This window comes from Micromonospora sp. NBC_01699 (assembly GCF_036250065.1).
GTDB lineage: Bacteria > Actinomycetota > Actinomycetes > Mycobacteriales > Micromonosporaceae > Micromonospora_G.
In genome coordinates this window covers 5,007,255-5,027,566 of the sequence record NZ_CP109199.1, presented here as the reverse complement: position 1 = coordinate 5,027,566, position 20,312 = coordinate 5,007,255, and the positions used below count along the sequence as shown (strand labels likewise).

Sequence of the window (20,312 nt, the reverse complement as noted above, 5' to 3'; positions counted from 1 at the left end):
GGCGAGGCGATCGGACCGGATCACGGGTAAACCGTCCCGGACCGCCGGGGCGCGCGAGACAGATCCTCGGACGGGGGCGAGCACGCCGGAGTCCCAACCGAGCGGCTGCTGCCACCCGGGTGCGGCCGTTGCCTGCCCGGGAGTCGTCGCGGACCATGATCTGCGACGCCGGAGGCATCACGATTGCCCGCCGCGGTGGCACGCGGTGATGCTGCCGGCGGTCAGCTCTGCTGGTAGTTCACCGCGGCCAACCCGCACGGCTGGTGCAGGTGCAGGTAGTAGGCGCCCTCGCCGAACTCGTCCAGGTCGACGCCACCGATCAGACCCACGTAGTCCATCGGTTGTCCGCAGCCGGGGCAGCCGACGTGATCGGCATCCTGGATCCAATCGGGCCGGCCACCCAGCGTCGAGCCACCCCGCTCCCAGGCGCTCGCCTGGTACGGGCTCGGCCGGGCCGGTCCCAGGACAGGCAGCAGCGCTGGCGGTTTCTCCGGCTCGGCAGCATCCGGTAGGTAGCTCGGTCGGATGTTGCCGGTCCACCAGGTGGCGGTACCGTCCGGTGTGACCCGGCTGTACAGCGTCGTGTAGCACGCGCAGAAGTGGCAGGTCTCGATCATCAACCGGCCGGACCAGCCGGTGTGTGCCAGCGCGGCGGCGACGGCTGATTCGGAAGTGTCGATGTCGGTGGCGGTCCACAGAGGCGACGCGCACCACGGACAGTCGGGAGCGTCGTCGATGCGCGACGTCTCGCGCATGAGCCAGCGGTACGCGATGTCGCCGCACAGGTCCCGTCGATTACCGTCCGAGCCCACCGTCCAACCGCCCTCGGGTGCATAGCCCAGCGGCCCGACGTGCAACTCGTCAGCGCCCGTCGGCGGCCGCTCTGCCCAGCGACGCATGGCGCGCTCGGCGAGCGGGTGACCGGTGTGGGCCAGGACGAGAAGCAGATGGTTGAGCCGATCCGGCGTCCGTCCGCCGTCGACCTGTTCGATGACCCGGCGGATCACGTCGGCGTCCGCCGCGCGGTACAACTTCGGCGGCCACAACAGATCAAGGTCGAGCAGAAGACCCTGGTACGGGGTCAGCCGCTGCGGCTCGGTGTCCGCGATCGCGGACAGTTCGTCGACCGCGTCGTCGTCCTCGGCGGCAACCCTTCTGATCAATTCTTCGATCATGTGGGGATGATATTCCCCGCTGATCAGCCGGCTTCGCAGCGCAGCGGCTCGTCTGGCGGGGCTTCGATCCGTGCAGGTCGACGCCGAACCTCAGGCACGTCGACGACAACGGCGCCGAGCGTTCCGGCCGGCAGGGTCGACAAGATGTCAGGCTGGCGACCGCGCGTCACGCACGAGAGTCGCCGGACGTACGTCTGGCCACCGTTCGGAGTCCGTTCCAGACCATGTGGGCATGGCGGACTGGTTGACGCACCTCGGTGAGCCGCCGGCCGGCCGGGATGCGTTCTTTCCGGGTTGGATCGGGCATCGTGTGGTGCCGAGGTCAAGACGTGAATCGGCTGCTACTGGCATGAAGGTGAAACAACGTCCAGTCAGAAGGGTATCGAAGACCAGCCCCAACCTCGCCCGACTCGGACTCATTTATCTATGCGCCGGCCTGCCTAGTAGTCCAGCAGGAGATCCGTTCGGACCTGTGGTGGCGTGTGGTTTTGTCCGTGGTCCGGTCGGACCTGTGGTGGCGTGTGGTTTTGTCCGTGGTCCGGCTCGGGCCGTTGGCCCTCACCCCCGACGAGCGTGGTGCGAGCTGGTTGCCGCCGGCTCAGGTGGGCGGCGGATGGCCTGAGGAGCGTCGTGGCCGGAACCGGCCCGACCCGGTGTTGACTTCGACCTCGAATAGTGCTGATAATACTAGCACTATGAGGTGGGTAATCGATCACACGTCGCGGGAGCTGCTCGCGCACCAGGTCGCCCGCTGCGTCCGCCAGGGCGTGGCCGCGGGCGATCTGGTCGTCGGCGAGCAACTGCCTCCGGCGGCCGAGTTGGCCGAAGCGCTGGCGGTCGACCGCAACACCGTGCTGGCCGCCTACCGGCAGCTCCGGGACGAGGGCCTGCTCGAATTCCGCCGGGGCCGCGGTGCGCGGGTGGCGTCCGCGGTGCCCGAGCCGTCGCCCGTGCTCGACGCCGCCCAGGCCCTGGTGGCCGAGGCACGCCGGTACGGCCTCGGTCAGAGCGACCTGATCCGTCTCATCGAGCGACTGACGTGACCATAGGACGGCTCACCGAGCGTCCTGGCACGACTGAGGTGATTTAGGAGAGGACAGATTCCGATGACAACATCCGCATTTGCCGGCCCCGGCCGGCACTCGGTCTACACCGGACGGGCCACGAACTGGCCCATGGTGGTGCTGAGCATCGCCCTGGTCGTGCCGCTGCTGGCCGTGAGCAACATGTCGGCGGGCGACCGCGGCGATCTCGTGATCCTGCTGCTGGTCATCGGCGTCGGCGTGCTGCTCGAAATGCTGACATCCTCCAGCGTCCGGACCGCTGCGGGCCCACACGGCGTGACGGTCCGGTTCGGTGTGCTCGGTCTGCCCCGCTGCACCTACCGGCTCGCGCAGATCGCCCACGCCGAGGTCATCAACCTGCCGGCGTGGTCCGTCGTGTACGGCTTCTGGTGGACCCCGCGCCGGACGTGCTGCACGGTCCGCTCCGGGCCGACCCTGCGCCTGACGCTGCACTCCGGCCGTACGGTGACCATCACGGTGCCGGACGCCCCCGCGGCCGTCGCCGTCATCCGCGAGGCCGCCGCACGCTGAGGTGTCCCCGGCGAAGCAGGCCTGGACCAGGCTGTCCGGCACGTCGGCGAGCGTCGCCGGTTGTAGGCACTGTCCTGGCAGCCGTCGCCGCCTCCTGCACCGCCGCAGCCGCCGTCGCCGCCAGCTCGCGCCAAGCCTCACGGTCATGAGCGCACAAGATCATCTGTACCGCTGACCGCTGTACCGATCTTCCTCAACCCCGGAGATTCGATCCGATGAAGACACTCGTCGCGGTTTTCGCCTCCGCCGCCACCCTGCTGGCCGGCTCGCCCGCCGCGGCCGAGCCGCCGGCCGTCCTGCCTTCCCGGACGGCCGCCGGGGCCGACATCCGGCTGACGTTGCCGCAGCCGACCGGGCCGGAGCGGATCGGCACCGTCTCGCTGCACCTGGTCGACCGGTCCCGGCCCGATCCGTGGGTGCCGGACGAGAAGGCCCGCGAGCTGATCGTGCAGATCTGGTATCCGGCGCGCAATGTGTACGGCCATCCGCGGGCGGGTTGGGTGTCGCCGGGCGTGGCGGCCCGCATCAACCCGCCGGGGAGCGGCTTCGTGCTGCCGGTCACGCACGGGCACACAAGCGCGCCGGCCGCCCCGGGCCGCCGACCGGTCGTGATGTTCTCGCCGGGCCTCGGCGGGGAGCGCACCGGGAGCACCGCGCTCGTCGAGGATCTGGCCAGCCACGGCTTCGTCGTCGTGACGATCGACCACACGCACGACGCGCAGTTCGTCGAGTTCCCGGACGGGCGGATCGCGACCCACGCGATCCCGCCGCCGGCCGACCCCGACGACGAGGCGGCGTTGCTGGGCAGGGTGCTCGACGTCCGGGTGGCCGACACCCGCTTCGTGCTCGACAAGCTGACCGCGATCAGTCGCGGGCGCAACCCCGATGCTTCGGGCCGGGCGTTGCCGCGAGGACTCGCGCAGGCGCTCGACCTGTCCCGGGTCGGGATGTTCGGCTCGTCGCTCGGCGGTGCCGGATCGGCCGAGACGATGCTGGTGGACCGGCGGGTGCGGGCCGGGCTCAACCTTGACGGCACCTTCTTCGGCCGGGTGCTCACCGCCGGCCTGGACCGGCCGTTCCTGATGATGAGCGCCGACACCGAGGACCCGGGGAACACCGACGAGACCTGGGACCAAATGTGGTCCCGGCTGCGCGGCCCGCGGTACTGGATCCAGCTGGAGAACGCCGGGCATCTGTCGTTCACCGACTTCCAGGTCCTGCTACCGCAGCTCGGAACTCCGGCCGAGGACAGCGAGCCGTTGATCGGTAGCATCGACGGTGAGCGATCAATCGCCGTCCAGCGGCCGTACGTGCGGGCGTTCTTCGACAAGCACCTGCGCCACCGCGATGGCCGCCTGCTGGCCGGTCCGTCGGCTCGCTACCCGGAGATGCGTTTCCTGCCGTGAACCCCGGACGGCTGGGTGAGAGGTGGACAGCGATCCCAGGCTCAAATTCGACGCCCGGGCGGTGCTGTGCCGGCGCCGGGGTTCCGGCCGTGAGCGGCAGCCACCGCCGCATCTCCTGAGGTCTATGCAACCACTGAGACTCGACGGCGGCCGCTTGCTGTCCACGGACAAAACCACACGTCACCACAGGTCCGAACGGACCTCCTGCTGGAGTGCTAGGGCTGCGCGACAGGCTGGCAGTGACGGTGAAATCCGCCGATATTCGCGGGTCCGGGCTGTCCGGATGGTGGATCATCAATCGGTGATCGTGGATTTATGATGGTCGGGCAGGTTCGTCACCACTCCGGAAGGACTCGCCATGCCCCAGCCGCTCCGCCGCCGGCTCACCCGCCTCGCGGTTGTCGCCGCCGCCGCGGCAGCCGTCGGCTTCACCGTCCAGCCGGCCCCGGCCGCCGCCGTGCAATTCGATTGGAACGGCTATTTCGTCACCTACGACGAGTGCGAGCTCTACCGTATCGATGCCAGCTACTGGGGTGAGGTGAGCAGCAACTGTGAATACCGCACCCTGCCCAACAGCGAGTACAACGGCTGGTACTTCCGGGCCTGGCTGCCGGGGTAGGACCGCCGGGTGACCGGATCAGGTGGCGGCAGCGTGCGCCGGGCTCGCGCGTCCCGCCTGCCGCCACCGAGGTCACCGATCGCAGCCGGTGCGCCGACGGGCGGCCACCGCAAATGCCCTGCGGATTGCCCACGAGCGGGGTGACCAGCACTGCCTTCGGCAGCAGCTCGGACGTACAGGCGATGGCAGCGGCGGTGATGGCCACGGCAGAGTCGTCAGCCGACTGGCCGGACCGTCGGATTGTCTCCGCCGCTGCGGAAGCAGCCACCTTCATCCTCCACTCAATACACGACCACTCCGGCGGTGCCGGCGTGCCAGGCGCGGGGCGTCGACGATTCACGGCCCGGCATCACCGGGATCGATCCGTCACATGCGAGATTTGAGGACGTCGACCTCGCAGCCCGGGGCGAACGGGTCGAAGCCGTGTCCGGCGAGCCAGCGGACGTTGAGGAGGCTGCGGAGGGACCACCAGGCGCGGATGGCGGCCGGGTCGGCGGCGGGGCCGTAGCCGGCGAGGACGTCGGCGAGGCGGTCCTCGTGGCCCAGCGTCAGCGTGGCGAGGTCGAACATCGGGTCGCCATGGCCGGCCTCGGACCAGTCGAGCACGCCGGTGACCCGATCGCCGTCGGTGAAGACGTGGGTGATCTGGAGGTCGCCGTGGGCGAACACCGGGTTGAACGGGCGGAAGGCGGTCTCGGCGACCTCACGATTGCGGGCGACCAGGCCGGCGGGGAGGACGCCGTTCGCGACGAGCAGTTCGCACTCGGATTCCAGCTCCGCCCAGACCAGCGAGTCGGCGCTGCGGCCGGGGCGTGCGGGTAGCGGCGCGTCGTGCAGGGTGCGGGCGGCGGCACCCGCGGCGGCCCAGGCCGCGGGCGAGGCGAGCGACGGCTCGCCGAGGCGGCCGAGGGCCTCGCCGGGGAGGGCGCCGAGCGCTATCACCGACGGTTTGCGCCACAGGATCGGGGCCGTCGGGATCGGCGCCGCGGCCATCGCCTCGGCCTCGGCGTCCAGGCGCGCCGGGTCGGCGTCCACCTTGAGGAAGACGTCGCCGATGCGGAGCGTCACCCGCTCGGAGTGAGCAACCACGACCTGAACCTCGTCCACACGGGCCAGTATTGCGGAAAGTCCGCGCGGCGGCCCGCGCTTTATCGCCCGGGCGCCCACCATCGGCGTACGGGAAATTCGGTTCAAGGGCTGAAGCTGGCGCCGTTCGGCCTGGTCGATCCGCATCGGTGGTAGTGGCGCGGTCCGGTCCAGGGCCTGGATCTGTGACTTCTCATCGACGCAGACCACGACGGCGTTCGCGGGCGGGTCGAGGTACAGGCCGACCACATTACAACCTTCGCCTCCAACTGTGGATCAGTGGAGAACTTGACCGTCTCGACCCGATGCGGTTGCAGGTCCCACGCCCGCCCGATCCGGGCCACCTCGGCCAAGCTGACCGGCATCCCCGTCCCGCTCAGGTGATCGGCGAGCAGTCGCGCCGACCAGCTGTCTCTCACCCGAGCTCAGGCCGGCGTCGCGTCGAGGTACCCCGCTGCCTGAGTGAGGAAGAGGTCGGCGTAGCGGCCCTGGGCGCGCATGAGTTGGGTGTGGGTGCCGTGTTCGATGATGCGGCCGGCGTCCAGGACGTAGATGCGGTCGGCGCTGCGGACGCTGGAGAATCGGTGCGAGATGAGCAGGACCGTGCGGCCGGCGAAGAGCTGGCGGATGCGGGCGAAGAGGTCTGCTTCGGCCTGAGGATCCAGGGCGGCGGTGGGCTCGTCGAGGATGATAAAGGGGGAATCGCGGTAGAAGGCGCGGGCGATGGCGAGTTTCTGCCACTGGCCACCCGAGAGGTCCGTGCCGTTGGTGAACTCGCGCCCGAGGACGGTGTCGTAGCCGTCGGGAAGGCCCTCCACGAGGGCCGCGACACCGGCGGATTCGGCGGCGCATCTGGTGCGGCTGTCGTGGGGTTGGTCCTCGACGCGTCCGAACGCGATGTTGTCGTAAGCGGTCACCTTGTAGCGGACGAAGTCCTGGAACACCACGGCGCAGCCATGGCGCAGTTGATGCAGGTCGGTGGCCGGGCGACCGTCGTGGTCCAGGCTTCCGCCGGTGGGCGCGTACAGGCCGGCGAGGATCTTCGCGAGGGTGGTTTTTCCGGAGCCGTTGACCCCGACGAGGGCGATGATTTCGCCTTCATGCAGTGAGATGTCGATGCCGTGGAGGGTGCGTTGATCGGTGCCGGGGTAGGCGAAGGTCAGATCGCGCGCACGCAGCGTCCGGAACGGGCGCACGGGTTCAGCGGGCCTAGGTGGTGGCGCGGTGGCCGGGGCCGCGAAGTCGTGCAGGTCCTTGAGGAAGTACAGGGACTGGCCCATGTCGTTGAGCATGTGACTGGCCATCGCCATCCGAGTCGACAGCAACCAGAGTCCGACCAGGCCGGTGGAGGCGCCGGCCAGGGACACCGCGCCGGCGTCCACCAGGGCCCAGACGGTGGTGATGACGCCGACGATCAGAGCACTGGATACGAGTCTGGCGAGGATTTCGCGTCCCGCATGGGTGCGGATCAGGCGGACCATGCCGGTCAGTTCCTGAGCGTATTCGTTGTCCCAGCGGGTGTGGAGGGTGGCGCCGAGGTCCAAAGCGCGGATTTCCTTGGCCTCGTCTCTGCCGGTGAGTAACTGCTCGAAGTATTGGCGGCGGCGGTGGTTCTCGGCTAGGGAGTGGTGCATTGTGTATATGGCGTCGCGTTCGTCCTTGGCGGCCTTGAACAGCGGCAACGCGGTGAGAGTCGCCAGTGGGAGCAGCCACCAGGCGATGGTAATGAAGACGCCCGCCACGGCCAGCACGGTCAGCGCCGCCTGCATCATCGTGACCAGCATTATGATCACCATGGCCGGCTTGTGTCGCGCGGCGTGTACGGCGCGCTGCAACCTGTCATGGAAGTCGGGGTCTTCGAATTCCCACAGCTCGGTATGAGCGGCGGTGCGTAACACCAGTGAGATGACGTGCCGGTCTACCCGATCGGTGAGTATCTGCTGTCGCATCTTACTGAGCGTTTGCAGGATGCCACCCGCCGCGCCGAGGGCGATCAGCGCCACCAGCCCGGAGGCTAGCGTTGAGGGGTCCGCTTCGGCACCTCCCCTGCCGGCCAGGGGCATCACGTCGTCGACCATGCCCCGCAACAGCAGCAACGCACCGGCCAGGCCGACTGCGGTGGTCAGCTGAAGCCCGACCACGGTGAGGACACCCCGCCGGTCCGCCGCCCAGGACATGCGTACGGCCCGTGTCGCCGCCCGGCACATGTCGCGGAGCGTGAGTCTGGGCGTCACCGGGTCCACCGTGTGATCCAGCTGTGGTGCTCGGCGCGTAGGAACGCGAGGTGTTCGGCGTAATGGAACGCGTGGCCCGCGCCGGGAAGGAGGAGCAGACGGGCGGTGCCGCCGTTGGCGACGATGGCCTTGTAGAGCTCGACGGATTGTCCGGGGGCGGTGGCGGGGTTGCTGTCCTTGGTGCCGTGGGCCAACAGCACAGGCCGATCGAGCCGGTGGGCGAACTCCAGGGCGCTGAAGGCGCGGTAGATGTCCGGGGCCTGCCACAGGTGACGTTTTTCGTGTTGCCAACCGGTCGGAGTGAGAGTGCGGTTGTAGCAGCCGCTGTGCGCGATCGCTCCACGCAGCTCAGGTATGTGGGCGAGGGCGTAAAGGGCGAGGGTGGCGCTGAAGCTGTGCCCGCCCACCAGCACCGGACCGTCAATGGTGGCCAGCGCGGCGTGGACCGTTTCGACTATCTGCTGGTGCAGGGATTCCACCGTGGCGTCGGGCGGCCAGTGCAACGGCAGGTCCAGGTTCGCGACCGCGTATCCAGTATCCAGCAGGGGTGGCGCCGTCACCCTGCCTGCGGGGCGGGCATCGCGTAGCCACAACACTGCTGCCGGCTCTTCCCCGTACTGAGCGAGCCTGGCCTGGTGATGCCCGGTATCGATGCTGATCGGCATCGGCATCGGCATCGGCGGGGTGGGTTGGGGGTTTGGTGCCGCCTCTTCTGGCAGCGCATCGTGGGGCAGGTCGTGGGGAGTTTCGGTGGCCCGTCGGGGCGGGCCGGATCCGTCCACCGGCACGGCGAGGCCGGACCAGGACAGGCCCTCCTCGGAGACGGGATCGTCCTCGGCGTACTCCAGATAGAGTTCCCCGTCCAGGGCGGCCAGACGCCGGACCACCAGCGGGTCGGTCAGTCCGAGTGTCTGGCCGGTAAGCAGGTCCAGCGCCGCGGGCCGGGCGGCGACGACAGCGGCGAGTTCGGGCAGGGTGGGCTGGAATTTCACATATCCCGGACCCGTCGCCTCCAGCGCGACCGGGTTCCCTTGTGCGACCGGGTTCCCTTGTGCGACCGGGGCGGGCGTTGCCGGCGACGCCAGGAGCACGACGAGGCGGTCACCCACCCAGACATGGGGAGGCCGTGCGTGCGAGGTCGCTGCCCGCACTTGGTCGAACAGTGTGACAGTCTGGGCGGCGTAGTCGGCCACCCACGGATGGGCGTGTCGGTCCCGGACCACCAGCCCGGCGACGAGGGGCCGGTCGGGGTGCCACGTGAGTGGTGTGGGCAGCACGTCGGTGATCGGTAACGTCCATCCGGGTGACGTGCCATCTGGGTGGATCTCGATGCGGGTCAGCCGTGCCCGGTCCGTGACGAGCCCGGCCAGGTCCGGGTCCACCCACAGGTCGCGCCAGCACACGGCGGCAGGGTTCGCCTGCGAGATCGAGGGCTCGGTCGGGGCGGTCAGCCGCGCCCACGGCCCGGTCATTGAGCTTTCCCGCCAGCTGTCAAGCATGTGCGGTGACGACGATCGAGTTGATCAGACCCTTGACCGAGCCGATTCCGGAGACCGGTTCGCCGACGGGTCGTCCTGCGGCGTCGAGGCCCTGCGCGCAAGGCACCCCCATCTCCGCCATCGATGCCGGTGGCGCATCATGGGGTCCGAGCACAGTTTCGGCGACCGCGTCGCGGCGAGCCGGCTCCATCCCCGCCACTAGCTTCTTCAGTGCCCGGCAGGATGGACACGACTCCGAGGTGTAGAGCCGTACGCCGTACACCGCGTGCATGGATTCCACGATCTGTTCTTCCTTCGCTGCGTCGAGCGTGCGGGCGCCGTGGTCCAACACGAGGAGCACACAGGTGATCAGGGCGGTTGCCGCTGCCGCGAACACGACGCGCGACGCCGTTTGGGAGCCGGGGCCCAGCAGCAGTGCGACGGCTGCCAGCAACGCGCCGGCGGCGTTCCCGAGGACATGGGTGTGACCTACCGAGGCCAGCCGTGCCAGCCCGAAGCAGGCACACCTCTGGCCACGGAGTGCGTGGGCCACGATGGTCAGCGCCAGGTACGCCACCAGACCGCAGAGCGCGGCAAGGCGCCCGGGCACCACAATGAGGAGCACCGCGCCGATCAGCTCGGCGGCGCCGATCAGCCGCGGGCCGTGCGGCGCCACCAGCGGCCCGCGGCGAATCGGCCAGGACAGTTTCTCGGTTGGCGCCGCCAGCTTCGCCACACCGGAAGCCACGAGAGGACCGGCCAGGACCGCCACCAGCAGATCAGCCAGCATCGCCGCGCACCACCCATCCGGCCGCAATCAGGAGCTGGGCCAACTGCCCTTCCGGTGCACCGCCGGCCAGCAGTTCGTTGATCGCCAGTCGCTGTGGCTCATCGCACTCGGCGATTGCCAGACTCACGCCATTCACCAGAACCGCGCCGCCGTACGGCAGGAGGGTCAGGGTCACCTGGGGGGCAAGCTTCACCGTGTTCATGATTGACGTCCCATCCAGTGATCGGTCCACACCAGCCGGAGCAGGGCCAGGGCGTTCTCGGTCATCAGCCGAGGGTCACGCAGTGCCTTGGCGACCTCTGTGGCGTCAATCAGGCCGGCCTTCGCCAGGGGCGACTCGGCGACATCCGCCGCCAGCTTGTCCCGCTGTGCATTGAGGTGTTCGGCCGCGGCTAGGCGCAGCCAGTAGCCCGGTGCCGCTCGTCGTACGCCGGTCACGCCGTGCGCGTCGATCGCCTGCCACAGCGGCCGGTTGTTCCGGAACACCCCCCGCTCGATCCGGCCGATGTCGTCGGCTGAGAGGGCAACCACGGCGGCGAGGACCTGCGGGGCAAGAGCCGGCAGCAGTGCGCCGGCTTTCCCACGCTCGGCCAGAGCGGCGTCGGCCTTGCCCAGCGCCGGTGGCAGGGACGTGATGTGCTCCTGCCAAAGTGGGAGGCGCAGCTGTCGCGCGATGTCGTACTCCTCTCGGCCTGTTGCAGTCAGACCAGGCACGAAGTACTTTTCCACCGGCCGTTGTGGCTGAGAACCGGGCTGCTGCTCCGTCGATGGGCCTTCCGCAGCAGCCATGCGCGCATGCACGGTCTGTTCTTCGAGGAGCCTGCGCGCCTCGGCCAGTGTCGGCAGGATTCCGGCCACGTGGAACGGCTCGCATTCGAGCAGATTTCCATCGCTGATGTCGGCTTCGGGTAGGCGGATCGAGACCAGGTCCTCCAGCAGCGCCCCGGTTGCCAGCGGCAGGTCCACCGCCGCGGACAACTTCGCGACGAGGCGGCGACGCGCCTCCACCTCCGGCGTCGGCGGTCGTGGTAGCTCGGTGGCGATCGGATGATGGTCGAGCAGCTCTGAAACATCCACGGGCACCCGTCGCAGTTCCAGGCCAGGAATCCCAGGCACCGGCAGGTGTGTGAAGGCCGCGCCCAGATCCGCGTGTACCAGCACCGGCCGCTTGCCCGCCCGCCGTGCCGCCACCGCCAGAAACGCCGAAGAGAGTCCACCGCTGTAGGCGATCCCGAACTGACCATCCGGTAGCGCCGCACCGACCGCGTCGACCAGGCTTCCCCCGGGGCGGGGCAATTGTGGCGCGTGTCGCCCTACCCGGACCCCGCCGGCGTCCACCCGCACCACCGATCCGACCGTCAGCCGTTGGACCCCGGGCACACCCAGCGCATCATCCGGCGCCGGCACGGTTCCGTGCACCATGGCGAGCAGATCCCACGCCTCTGGGCCGGGAATCCCTGCGCTACCTGCGAAAGCGGCCAGGTCCTCGCCCCACTCCAACCCTGAGGGGTCGATCCGGTAGTAGACCGATCGCGTCGACGGCAGCTCCAGCGCCAGATCGAACGAATCCCTCGATTGAGCGACTCGCAGGCCGGAAAACGTCGACCCCGGACCGGTCGCCCGGACCCCATGCTTGGTTATCTCTACCTTGTTCATGCTCGATGTACCTCGAGATATGTCTCCTTGACGGGCAGGGAGGTGCTCACCACTTCGCCGTCACACTCCACCCACGCGTAGAAACCTGCCGGTGGCAACGCCGGCACGGTCTCCCTGCCCAGGTGGAACGAAGCTGGGAAACCCAAACCCCGCAGCCCCACCGTCACATACAGCGCATCCTCTACCGGGTCCAGAAACCCGACACTGTTGCGCTGCTCCACCCGCAACGATGCCACGACGTCGTCGACTCGCTGCGCCCGGCGAACCGGTATCATCTGCGGCCACGATTCGATCCGATACGTCCCCCCATCACCCCGTACAGACTCCAGAAACTCACGCGCTTCCATGGCCGCCGTGCGCACCATCACACAACCCCCCTTTCTTGCATTCATGTCAGTTCTGGCGTCGCAGCGTGGGTTGCCCGCATCGATCGCACCGGGCGGGCCGCGCAGTGAGCGGCCCGACCCGGCACGAAATTGCGTAGCCGCCGCTGAAGCCCAACAAGGGCACGCGCCGACGACCGAGACGGAAGTGCCTCAGCCTGGACGGCAGTGGCCGTCCGCCGACCAACCGACGTAGAGGCGGCAGTAGTAGCCGTCGCAGCAGGTATACGTGAAGAGACACCTGCCGCCATTCGGTATGCATTCCTGAGCCACAGTCGACTGGGACTCGAACATGTGCTGCTGAAGGCTGTTGCTGGCCAGCCTGTCAACAATGGACGTTGTGATCATACTTTTCACCTCCTCGGATGAGTTAATAGATTCACCAGTGTGAGCCTATGTAAAGATCTCAACACGAATGCTTGCGTCCTGTCGAGGAGCGGCTGCTCGTCGATTTGACTGGAGTCGAAACGACGAGGTCAACTGGTCCGCGTATTTTCAACGGCCCGAGTGAGTGTTTGGCAGGGCGTCACACAGTGTGTCCGTCGGGTGAGTGGATCTCCGTCAGAGAGTTCCTCGGTAGAGCGGCTACGGACGTACGACCGGAACCTGACCGATGCGCAGTGAGAGATCGTCGAGCCCTTGTCGCCGCCGACAAAGGAACCCGGGCGGGTGCCGAGGCATTCGCGCCGGGACGTAGTCGTCGTGTACCTGTCGGTGAAGGGGGCCGACGCGGTCGGCCGGGACACTCGCAGCTACGACCCTTGACGAGGGCCAACGGTCGGAAGCGGTCAGTCGTGACCGTCACCCTCGGCCTGCTGGTCTGCGTGTGGGTCCTCGTGGCGACATGGCAGGACCGACCGAGACGGCGGAAAGGACGCCCTAGTGGCGGTTTGCGCCGGCACTCCGATCCGGTTCGTGTTCGCCGACCGGGGCTTCGCTGGCCATCTGGTCGGTGGGTGCCGGGACGTTCTCCGCGCTCATTTGCGATTGTTCGGAAGTCGGGTGGACAGGAAGGCTTCGTGGTCCATCCGAGGCGGCGGGTGGCCGAGCCGACCCTGGTGTGGCTCGTCTCGTACCGGCGCCTGGCCCGTGACTACAAACGTCACCCGGCGGTGTCCGAGGCCCTGATCCGGTGAGCGCGATCAATCGGCTGATCCGCCGACTCACCCGAGGAGGCCCGGCCCGCCGGCAACGACGCCCCATCTCCAATCAGCCTGACACCCCGCTCAAAACTCATTGAGATATCTTTCGGCGGGTGAGGGCGTTACCCAGAGGGCTGCGCCGATACAGCACGCGCTTGCCGTCACGCCGGCGATGGAGCAGGCCCGCCTTGTGCAGGATGCCCAGATGATGAGAGACGGTAGCGGCCGAAAGGTTGTGGCGCCGGGCGAGGTCGGCGGTGGTGTGCACGATGTCCAGGGTGGCCAACAACGCGGCACGGGTCGCGCCGAGAAGTTCGGTGAGGTCCCGCGAAATTAGTCTGATCGGTTGCCTCCCCGACGTGGCGCCCGCCGCCCCGACAGCGAAGTAGATGGCTACGGTGTCGTCGGGACGGCTGGTCAGGAGAATCCGATCGCCCATGAACGCCGAACCGACACACCACAGCCCCGCGTTGGCGGTTAGTCGGGCGCGGGGCGGCATGTCGACGAGTAGCGTGTCGCCGCTCCAGGCCAGGTGTCGGCTCATGTCGGCGATGACCGTCTGGACCCCATCGGCGGCGAGTGTTCGCGCCCGATGGTCGAATTCCAACTCCAGGTCGGCCCGCAGCCCGTCCCAGTACGGGGCCAAAGCCGCCGCCCAGTAGGTTCTCAGCTCATCGGCCAAGGCGGCCAGGTAGGCGCCCTCGCCGCGCGCGTCCAGCAGGCGTGTGGCCAGCGGCAGCGCCGGCCCGGTGCGCCCCGTTCGCTTGGCATCAGCGATGGCGCAGGTCAGGTCATCTCGGATCGACCCCGTCGATGTGGTCACCAGCGCGTGCAGTTCCTCATCGAGGGAGGTGGAGCCGCCGGCCACCACCGGTAGGAGGAAGTCCGGCGGGTATCCGCCCGTCCCGATGATCTCGCGCAACAGGCGCGGTCTGCCCGGCGGTAGCCGTCCGCGTACATCGCTCCACCACCGTCGGACCCAAGGCGCCTGGTCGTCTCCGGCGGCCGCCCACAACGACAGGGTGGCCTCGGTCACCATCGACCAGCCGAAGCGGACATTCCTGAGTCCCTCGGCAGGGATCTCAAGTGCCTGCACCACGCCCGCCCTCCGCGCCGGACCGTCGGCCGGTGGGCGCGCCGGAAGCGCCGAATTGAGCGCGACAATTGGGTCGAGCACCATCAGTCTCCTCTCGGGAAATGCATCTTGGCTAGCCTTGTAGCGCGCTTCCACTCATTCTGCGAGGCTGAATTCACCGGACTAGATCGAGGCCCGAGAGTGGGTGCTTCCGTTGACGCTGCGGCAATGCGTCAACCATGATTCACCTCTGGGTAGTCGGCATGGGTTTACGTCTGTGCCGGATTGCTCGGAACAGGCGCGGGGTAGCGTCGTTCGTCCGAACATGGTGGCGAGGGTGCTGGCCGGCAGGATTTCGCCGTTGGCCTGTGCTCGTCGTGCGATCGCGCGGTAGGTGAGGCCCGATTGGTCACGGACCCGGCGCAGGAGTGCGACGTACTGTGCGGCGCTCGATGCGATCGTCGGGTCGACGTCCGGACCGGGTGCCGTCACGGTGTTCTGTTCGGCATCACTTCGTTCGCTGTCCACTGAGACGAATTGGACCAGACGGTGGCCGGGGGAGGGGACCGCAAGTGCCACCTTTCGGTCGGGGACGAAGGCTTGTCGCCCTGGCCGGACGGCTCGATGGGTGCTGTTGCGTCACGGATTCGAAGGACATGCCGAGCCCGCTTGGGTCCGCGGTCAGATCGCACGAGCCAGCGCGGTTCTTTTCCGGGCCACTTTCTGGATTCAGATTGTCCGGTCCTGAGAGAGGACCTCATATTGGGTGGCCGCAACATCTCGGGACACGCAGTACACGTCGCCGGAAGTGGCGGCGTGCGGCAGCGCGACCAGGTAGCTGCGCCGGTTCCCGGAACGGGCAAGGATCGCAACTCGGGTCGGGGAGTATCCGCAGACAACGGGCGGACACCGGGGCGCCTACGGTCCCCGCGAATGGTCGTTGAGCTGCGCCGCCGTGGCCGCCGGGTCAACCGTAAACGGGTCGAGCGGATCATGCGGGAACGCGGCATCGTCGGAATCCCCCCGGCGGCGCCGCCGCCTGACCAAGCAGGACCAGACGGACGCGCCGGCGCCGGACCTGATCAGGCGGGACTTCGCCGCCGATGCACCCGGACACCGTCTCGTGGGTGACATGACCTACCTACCCACCGCCGAGGGCTGGCTCCACCTGGCCACGACGATCGACCTGCACACCGTGAACTCGCCCGCCGAGAATCGTCGCCGACACTCGACACTGGGCCACCGCACACTCCACGAAGCGCGTACCCGTTTCCTTCAACCCCCCCCGCCCTCGCGGCATGAAACCTCGGCGTCTGGTCCCCGGGTGGAACCTCGGTACGTCGGCCCACGCCAATATTTGCGGAACCACCTCGGCGTATGTCGCGAATCCGAGTAACACGCCCCAAGTCGCCACCTTTACCACCCCCGCCGGCCGTGGGCCGTCCGCGTTCCGAAGGTCGAATACCGGGACTACTGGGGTGCGGCTGCTCCGCCCTGCCGTTCGGCGACGTAGACCGGCGCGACCGCCCGGAGGGGCGCCACTGACGCAAAGTTACCGTTGCTCCCGGCCGGTCGTATCAGTTAACTTTCTTACATGAAGCCTGTTATCAACGGACTGGCATTGACAGCAGCCGCCGTCATGGCAGCGATCGGTCTTGCTTCACCCGCGCAAGCCAACGCGCCCGGCTATGTCAAGCAGGGCGTGTACGGCTGGGCCGACCAGTGCGCCGGGGTCGGCTACACCGGCCAGGCCAACCAATTGTGGAGCAACTACTACTGCACGACGATCATTCCATCCAGATGGAGCGGACCGGGCCACTACGAGCTCTGGGTCTCGTAACCCGGCGGGTTGTACTCCGACCATGTCAATTGAGCGCCAGACACGTATGCCCCCGTCGCATCACGTGCCTGGCGCTCAATTGTCGAGTGCCGCCCGAATTGCGGACCCACGCGAGGTAGGCGGCATCTCCGGCGAGCACGGGCGGGAGTACGAGCGGCCGGTCGCAGTCCCGTCCGATCAGGCAGTCGGCGGGAAAAGCGGAACGGATGTGTGCCAGGACCGCATCGGCGGCAGCGGTCACCGGTAGGGGACTGGGCCGTGCGGTCAGCAGCGACCGGTCCACCGGCCCGGTGGTGCGGATGCTCCACCGGCGGCTCTGTCGCATTGGCGGGTACGCCGAGCCGTGTCAGCGGGCACCGGTCAGATCGCTCGTGCCACTTCGGTAAACGGGCCTGCGTTGGCACAGCTGTCCGATGCTCTGGGCGATCTCCCGCATCACCTCGTCCGGAGTGTCGTGTAAAAAAAGTGACCACCGCGGAACACGCGCCGGAGCAGGCCCCGGCTGGTGTGCGACCGCCAGCCCCGCTGATCCTGCGGTTCTGCCAGCGGATCCTGGGTCCCCGCCAGCGCGATGATCGGAGCCGAAAGCCGGGACCCGGGCGGCCGGTAGCCGGCGAACAGAGCCAGGTCAGCTCGCAGCGCGGGAAGAATCACCGCCATCAGCTCGGTCTCCGCCGCCATCTCCGCCGTCAGGCCGCCGACGCGCACCAGTGTTGCCACGAGCGTGTCGTCGTCGAGACCGAGCAGATCGATAGCGGGCTGCTGCTGCGGCGGCCGGCAGCCGGAGACGACGAGGCAGACCGGCCCGGGCCGGGCGGACGCCGCGAGACGGCCCGCCAGGTGGTACGCCAACAGGCCACCCATGCTGTGTCCGAACAGCGCGTACGGACGTCCGGTCTCGGCGGCGTACGCGTCCACCACCTCGACCAGCTGCTCGGTCAGCGCGTCGAGCTCGGCGACCGGCGCTTCGGCGATCCGGCTGCCGTGGCCGGGAAGCTCCACCGGAACGAAGTTCACGTCCGCATTGGCCGTGGAGTCGGCCCAGCTCCGGTAGGAGCGGGCGGTGCCCCCCGCATGCGGCAGGCAGAACACTGACACCCCGCGCCCGGTGCCACCGAACGGCAGCCATCGCGGGGAGACGATGTCACGCACGATCAACGGGTTCCCCAAAGTCATCGAGCCGACAGAAGGCGTGCAGGCTGGGTGAACGCCGGGCACCGATACGGCCGGTGCCCGGCGTTCACCGCACGTCCGAGCTCATCCGCCGACGGCTTCGCGCTGCCGGGGCACCTCGGCCACCGGCCGAACCCGAGGCTCGGCGTACTGGACGAGCTCGACCAGCAGCCCGGTCGCGGGCCCGAGGTGCACGAATGCGATCCGCAACCCCGGCTGCCCACCCGGCCGCGGCTCGTCGTCGACCAGTACGGCACCCCGGGCGCGCAGGACGGCCAGCTCAGCGACGATGTCGTCGACCTCGAACGCCACATGGTGCAGGCCGGGCCCACTGCGGCGCAGATGCCCGCTGACCTGGCTGGACGGTCCGGCCGGGGTGACGATCTCGATCGCGGTCGGATCGCCCTCTCGGCGCCAGAACTGGCACTCCACGTCGTAGGTGGCGACGATGTCGTGCTCGTCGGGGCTCATGGTCAGCATGCGCAGCCCGGCGGCGGCCGCCTTCAGATTCGCCGCCACCATGCCGACATGGTCGATACGCAGGATCATCGGTCCCCCAGCGCGGTGCTCACCAGGTCGGACAGCTGCCCGACGTCGTTCACGGCGAGGTAGGTGCGCAGGTCGAGCTGCACCCCGAACTCGTCCTCGATTTCGGTGAGCAGGCGCAGCGCGGCCAGGCTCGTCCAGTCGGCGAGGCTGTGGAAACTCGACGCCGGGGAGATGTCGGGCGACTCGGTGACCCGCTCGACGAGCCCGACGACGGTGCCGGTGACATCAGACATGGGCAGATTCCTTCCACTCCAGATTGATCCATTCGGGTACGGCCACGTCCGCCGTGGTGAGATCGAGGGCGTACCGGGTGACGCCGTCTGTGTCGCCGCCCACGGTGAACGGGTCGACCAGGGAGGCGGCGGCCTTGTTGCGGTCCCCGCGCCGGTAACCGGCGGCCAGCGTGCCGGCGGACGAGCCTCGGGCGAGTGCGGCGAGGTGGGCGAGCACGGCCTGCTCGACGCCGCGGGAGAACACCCGGCAGCTGAGCACGAAGTTCTCGATGAGCCAGTGGTCGGGGCCCTTGGCGACCCAGGCCGCGCCGACCAGGCCTTCGCGGCCGAACCGGTCGGACACCTCGACCCCGAGGACGAGGTGGTCGGGCGAGCCGGCCATCTCCCTGGTGCGGCTCTCGCCGTGGGCGCGGGGGTTGAGGTTGAACTGGTTGGTGCGCGCGGCGAGCTGGACGATCCGGGGCAGGGTGTACGCGTCGGCGGGGGTGACCGTGACAGTGAGTCCCAGCCCGGACAGGTAGTCCCCGGTGGAGACGAACGACGCGGCGAACTGCTCCCGTTCGGCGCGGGCGCGGTACATGCCGGTGCGCTCGCGGTCGGTGGCCGTCGTGGCGAGTGCGCCGAAGAACTGCGGTTCCAGCACCGCGGCGGCGTGTCCGGCGGGGTCGCCGCTGAGCCTGACGACGCGGACCTCGGGGATCTCCCGGCTGACCAGTTCGCATTCGAACGGGCTGTCGTCGACGAACACGACGCTGTCCAGGCCGATGTTGAGGGTCTGCACGATCTGGCGGATGTTGTGGTCCTTGCGTCCCCAGTTGGCGACGGTCGCCACGAAGTCGTCGGGGCGCAGGGTCAGTTCGGGGTGGGTGGCCAGGACGGCGTCGACGTTGGCCTGCTCGTTCTTGCTGCACACGGCCAGCAGGACGCCCTGGCGGCGCAGGGCGAGCAGGCCCTGCTGGAGGTCGGTGTAGCAGTTGCCGGGGTAGGCGCCGCCGACCTGGATGCCTTCGGGGCCGTCGTCGCCCAGGACGCCGTCCCAGAGGGTGTTGTCCAGGTCGACGATGACGAGTTTGGCGGACAGGCCTGCGGTGACCCGGCAGAACGCGGCGGCTTCGTGGGCATAGGCGGCTTCGGCGCCGATGGTCCAGGCCATGCTGGCGAAGCGGTACAGGCGGTCGTCGCGTACCGGTCCGGGGTGGTCGGTGAGCAGCGCCTCGAAGTCCAGGACGTGGACCGAGGGGTGGCGGGCCGGCAGGTCCAGTAGCCGCTGGTTGACGCCGCGCCAGATCCGGCCGAGTTCGGCCCGGCCGCCGAAGCTGATGACGCGGCGCTGCTGATTGCGGGCCAGGGGCACGGTGTGCAGCACGAGCGTGCCGGTGGAGCGCTGGGTGAAGCCCGCGACGGCGTGCTCGATCAGGTCGAGGCGGTGGGTGGCCGCGTCGGTGAGGGTGGCGAGGTCCGTGGGGTCCCAGTCGCGGGGCAGCAGCGCCTCATCGTGCAGCAGGCACAGGGTGATGTCGGGGGCGAACGCGGCCAGGTCCGACTCGGGGTCGCTGAGCTCGACGAGCATCTGGTCGAATCCGCACACGTGCAGCTCCGGCGCGATACCGGCGCGCAGCAGTTCGGTGCGCAGGATCGGTGCGACGTTCTCGGCGGTGAACGTGGCGGCCACCGCTATCCGCAGGGGTCGCAGGGTCTGCCCGTCGTGGGTGAACCGGGCCGGTACGAGGGCGGCCAGGCCGCGGCCGGCTTCGCGCAGTGCTTTGGGCGCGTTCAGGGCCGCGAGGTCGGTGAGCAGGTCCGGGTCGCCGGGTGCGGCGGGGTCGTGCAGGGCGCGGACGCGGGCCAGGACGTCGGTTTCGGTGAGCATGTCTTCTC

Annotated in this window: 19 protein-coding genes and 1 pseudogene; 6 read left to right on the top strand and 14 right to left on the bottom strand. The window is 68.8% G+C overall.

Features of this window, described 5'->3' with window-relative positions; genetic code table 11:
* Window positions 1–221: 221 nt before the first annotated feature.
* Complete coding sequence (locus tag OG792_RS20710; RefSeq protein WP_329101313.1) at window positions 222–1,175, bottom strand: hypothetical protein; 954 nt, start codon at window positions 1,173–1,175, stop codon at window positions 222–224.
* Between the two features lie 695 nt (window positions 1,176–1,870).
* Here OG792_RS20710 and OG792_RS20705 point away from each other — a divergent pair.
* The 4 genes from OG792_RS20705 (at window position 1,871) to OG792_RS20690 (ending at window position 4,795) form a co-directional block, all read left to right on the top strand.
* Window positions 1,871–2,218, top strand: coding sequence for a GntR family transcriptional regulator (locus OG792_RS20705; RefSeq protein WP_329101311.1), 348 nt, complete (start codon window positions 1,871–1,873; stop codon window positions 2,216–2,218).
* A gap of 63 nt (window positions 2,219–2,281) precedes the next feature.
* Window positions 2,282–2,770 carry a hypothetical protein gene (locus OG792_RS20700; protein WP_329101309.1) on the top strand — a complete coding sequence of 163 codons (489 nt, stop codon included), beginning with the start codon at window positions 2,282–2,284 and terminating at the stop codon, window positions 2,768–2,770.
* 215 nt (window positions 2,771–2,985) lie between these two features.
* A complete protein-coding gene (locus OG792_RS20695; protein ID WP_329101307.1) occupies window positions 2,986–4,176 on the top strand; it encodes an alpha/beta hydrolase family protein in 1,191 nt (396 codons plus the stop codon).
* 358 nt (window positions 4,177–4,534) lie between these two features.
* On the top strand, window positions 4,535–4,795 hold the full coding sequence (locus OG792_RS20690) for a hypothetical protein (protein WP_329101305.1): 261 nt from the start codon (window positions 4,535–4,537) through the stop codon (window positions 4,793–4,795).
* Between the two features lie 366 nt (window positions 4,796–5,161).
* On the opposite strand, the gene OG792_RS20685 is transcribed toward OG792_RS20690, so the two are convergent.
* The 9 genes and pseudogenes from OG792_RS20685 to OG792_RS20645 all read right to left on the bottom strand — a co-directional run bounded on the left by OG792_RS20685 (window position 5,162) and on the right by OG792_RS20645 (window position 14,744).
* On the bottom strand, window positions 5,162–5,965 hold the full coding sequence (locus tag OG792_RS20685) for a phosphotransferase (RefSeq protein ID WP_329111343.1): 804 nt from the start codon (window positions 5,963–5,965) through the stop codon (window positions 5,162–5,164).
* A gap of 57 nt (window positions 5,966–6,022) precedes the next feature.
* Window positions 6,023–6,288: pseudogene (locus OG792_RS20680) on the bottom strand (IS630 family transposase); the annotation flags it as partial.
* Window positions 6,289–6,306: 18 nt separating this feature from the next.
* Window positions 6,307–8,115, bottom strand: coding sequence for an ABC transporter ATP-binding protein (locus tag OG792_RS20675; protein WP_329101304.1), 1,809 nt, complete (start codon window positions 8,113–8,115; stop codon window positions 6,307–6,309).
* A complete protein-coding gene (locus OG792_RS20670) occupies window positions 8,112–9,587 on the bottom strand; it encodes an alpha/beta hydrolase family protein (protein ID WP_329101302.1) in 1,476 nt (491 codons plus the stop codon). Before OG792_RS20670 ends, OG792_RS20675 begins: the two co-directional genes overlap by 4 nt.
* Window positions 9,588–9,606: 19 nt before the next feature.
* Window positions 9,607–10,383: a hypothetical protein gene (locus OG792_RS20665; RefSeq protein ID WP_329101300.1), complete on the bottom strand. Its 777-nt coding sequence runs from the start codon at window positions 10,381–10,383 to the stop codon at window positions 9,607–9,609.
* Window positions 10,373–10,585, bottom strand: a complete 213-nt coding sequence (gene adfB, locus OG792_RS20660) for an actinodefensin-associated protein B (protein ID WP_329101299.1) — start codon at window positions 10,583–10,585, stop codon at window positions 10,373–10,375. The genes OG792_RS20665 and adfB overlap by 11 nt, the downstream gene beginning before the upstream one ends.
* On the bottom strand, window positions 10,582–12,039 hold the full coding sequence (locus tag OG792_RS20655; protein WP_329101297.1) for a hypothetical protein: 1,458 nt from the start codon (window positions 12,037–12,039) through the stop codon (window positions 10,582–10,584). The genes adfB and OG792_RS20655 overlap by 4 nt, the downstream gene beginning before the upstream one ends.
* Window positions 12,036–12,404: a hypothetical protein gene (locus OG792_RS20650; RefSeq protein ID WP_329101295.1), complete on the bottom strand. Its 369-nt coding sequence runs from the start codon at window positions 12,402–12,404 to the stop codon at window positions 12,036–12,038. The genes OG792_RS20655 and OG792_RS20650 overlap by 4 nt, the downstream gene beginning before the upstream one ends.
* Window positions 12,405–13,655: 1,251 nt before the next feature.
* Complete coding sequence (locus OG792_RS20645; protein ID WP_329101293.1) at window positions 13,656–14,744, bottom strand: ArsR/SmtB family transcription factor; 1,089 nt, start codon at window positions 14,742–14,744, stop codon at window positions 13,656–13,658.
* 519 nt (window positions 14,745–15,263) lie between these two features.
* Between OG792_RS20645 and OG792_RS34760 the strand changes: the two genes are divergently transcribed.
* Together OG792_RS34760 and OG792_RS20635 are read left to right on the top strand one after the other, a co-directional pair.
* The gene (locus tag OG792_RS34760) at window positions 15,264–15,770 is read left to right on the top strand and encodes an IS3 family transposase (protein WP_442932489.1); all 507 of its coding nucleotides are present in this window, start codon (window positions 15,264–15,266) and stop codon (window positions 15,768–15,770) included.
* Window positions 15,771–16,233: 463 nt separating this feature from the next.
* Complete coding sequence (locus OG792_RS20635; RefSeq protein WP_329101291.1) at window positions 16,234–16,479, top strand: hypothetical protein; 246 nt, start codon at window positions 16,234–16,236, stop codon at window positions 16,477–16,479.
* Window positions 16,480–16,914: 435 nt separating this feature from the next.
* Here the strand turns inward: OG792_RS20635 and OG792_RS20630 are convergent, their stop codons facing one another.
* The 4 genes from OG792_RS20630 to OG792_RS20615 form a co-directional block, all read right to left on the bottom strand.
* The gene (locus tag OG792_RS20630; protein WP_329101289.1) at window positions 16,915–17,631 is read right to left on the bottom strand and encodes a thioesterase II family protein; all 717 of its coding nucleotides are present in this window, start codon (window positions 17,629–17,631) and stop codon (window positions 16,915–16,917) included.
* Between the two features lie 105 nt (window positions 17,632–17,736).
* Window positions 17,737–18,201: a VOC family protein gene (locus tag OG792_RS20625; protein WP_329101287.1), complete on the bottom strand. Its 465-nt coding sequence runs from the start codon at window positions 18,199–18,201 to the stop codon at window positions 17,737–17,739.
* Window positions 18,198–18,434: an acyl carrier protein gene (locus OG792_RS20620; protein ID WP_329101285.1), complete on the bottom strand. Its 237-nt coding sequence runs from the start codon at window positions 18,432–18,434 to the stop codon at window positions 18,198–18,200. The genes OG792_RS20625 and OG792_RS20620 overlap by 4 nt, the downstream gene beginning before the upstream one ends.
* Window positions 18,427–20,304, bottom strand: coding sequence for an HAD-IIIC family phosphatase (locus OG792_RS20615; RefSeq protein ID WP_329101283.1), 1,878 nt, complete (start codon window positions 20,302–20,304; stop codon window positions 18,427–18,429). Before OG792_RS20615 ends, OG792_RS20620 begins: the two co-directional genes overlap by 8 nt.
* Window positions 20,305–20,312: the final 8 nt, after the last annotated feature.

What these genes read in the sequence shown, in the direction of transcription:
- OG792_RS20710 (WP_329101313.1), bottom strand. Translation starts at nt 1,175, where the DNA reads ATGATCGAAGAATTGATCAGAAGGGTTGCCGCCGAGGACGACGACGCG.
- OG792_RS20705 (WP_329101311.1), top strand. Translation starts at nt 1,871, where the DNA reads ATGAGGTGGGTAATCGATCACACGTCGCGGGAGCTGCTCGCGCACCAG.
- OG792_RS20700 (WP_329101309.1), top strand. Translation starts at nt 2,282, where the DNA reads ATGACAACATCCGCATTTGCCGGCCCCGGCCGGCACTCGGTCTACACC.
- OG792_RS20695 (WP_329101307.1), top strand. Translation starts at nt 2,986, where the DNA reads ATGAAGACACTCGTCGCGGTTTTCGCCTCCGCCGCCACCCTGCTGGCC.
- OG792_RS20690 (WP_329101305.1), top strand. Translation starts at nt 4,535, where the DNA reads ATGCCCCAGCCGCTCCGCCGCCGGCTCACCCGCCTCGCGGTTGTCGCC.
- OG792_RS20685 (WP_329111343.1), bottom strand. Translation starts at nt 5,965, where the DNA reads ATGGTGGGCGCCCGGGCGATAAAGCGCGGGCCGCCGCGCGGACTTTCC.
- OG792_RS20670 (WP_329101302.1), bottom strand. Translation starts at nt 9,587, where the DNA reads ATGACCGGGCCGTGGGCGCGGCTGACCGCCCCGACCGAGCCCTCGATC.
- OG792_RS20665 (WP_329101300.1), bottom strand. Translation starts at nt 10,383, where the DNA reads ATGCTGGCTGATCTGCTGGTGGCGGTCCTGGCCGGTCCTCTCGTGGCT.
- adfB (WP_329101299.1), bottom strand. Translation starts at nt 10,585, where the DNA reads ATGAACACGGTGAAGCTTGCCCCCCAGGTGACCCTGACCCTCCTGCCG.
- OG792_RS20655 (WP_329101297.1), bottom strand. Translation starts at nt 12,039, where the DNA reads ATGAACAAGGTAGAGATAACCAAGCATGGGGTCCGGGCGACCGGTCCG.
- OG792_RS20650 (WP_329101295.1), bottom strand. Translation starts at nt 12,404, where the DNA reads ATGGTGCGCACGGCGGCCATGGAAGCGCGTGAGTTTCTGGAGTCTGTA.
- OG792_RS20645 (WP_329101293.1), bottom strand. Translation starts at nt 14,744, where the DNA reads ATGGTGCTCGACCCAATTGTCGCGCTCAATTCGGCGCTTCCGGCGCGC.
- OG792_RS34760 (WP_442932489.1), top strand. Translation starts at nt 15,264, where the DNA reads ATGGGTGCTGTTGCGTCACGGATTCGAAGGACATGCCGAGCCCGCTTG.
- OG792_RS20635 (WP_329101291.1), top strand. Translation starts at nt 16,234, where the DNA reads ATGAAGCCTGTTATCAACGGACTGGCATTGACAGCAGCCGCCGTCATG.
- OG792_RS20625 (WP_329101287.1), bottom strand. Translation starts at nt 18,201, where the DNA reads ATGATCCTGCGTATCGACCATGTCGGCATGGTGGCGGCGAATCTGAAG.
- OG792_RS20620 (WP_329101285.1), bottom strand. Translation starts at nt 18,434, where the DNA reads ATGTCTGATGTCACCGGCACCGTCGTCGGGCTCGTCGAGCGGGTCACC.
- OG792_RS20615 (WP_329101283.1), bottom strand. Translation starts at nt 20,304, where the DNA reads ATGCTCACCGAAACCGACGTCCTGGCCCGCGTCCGCGCCCTGCACGAC.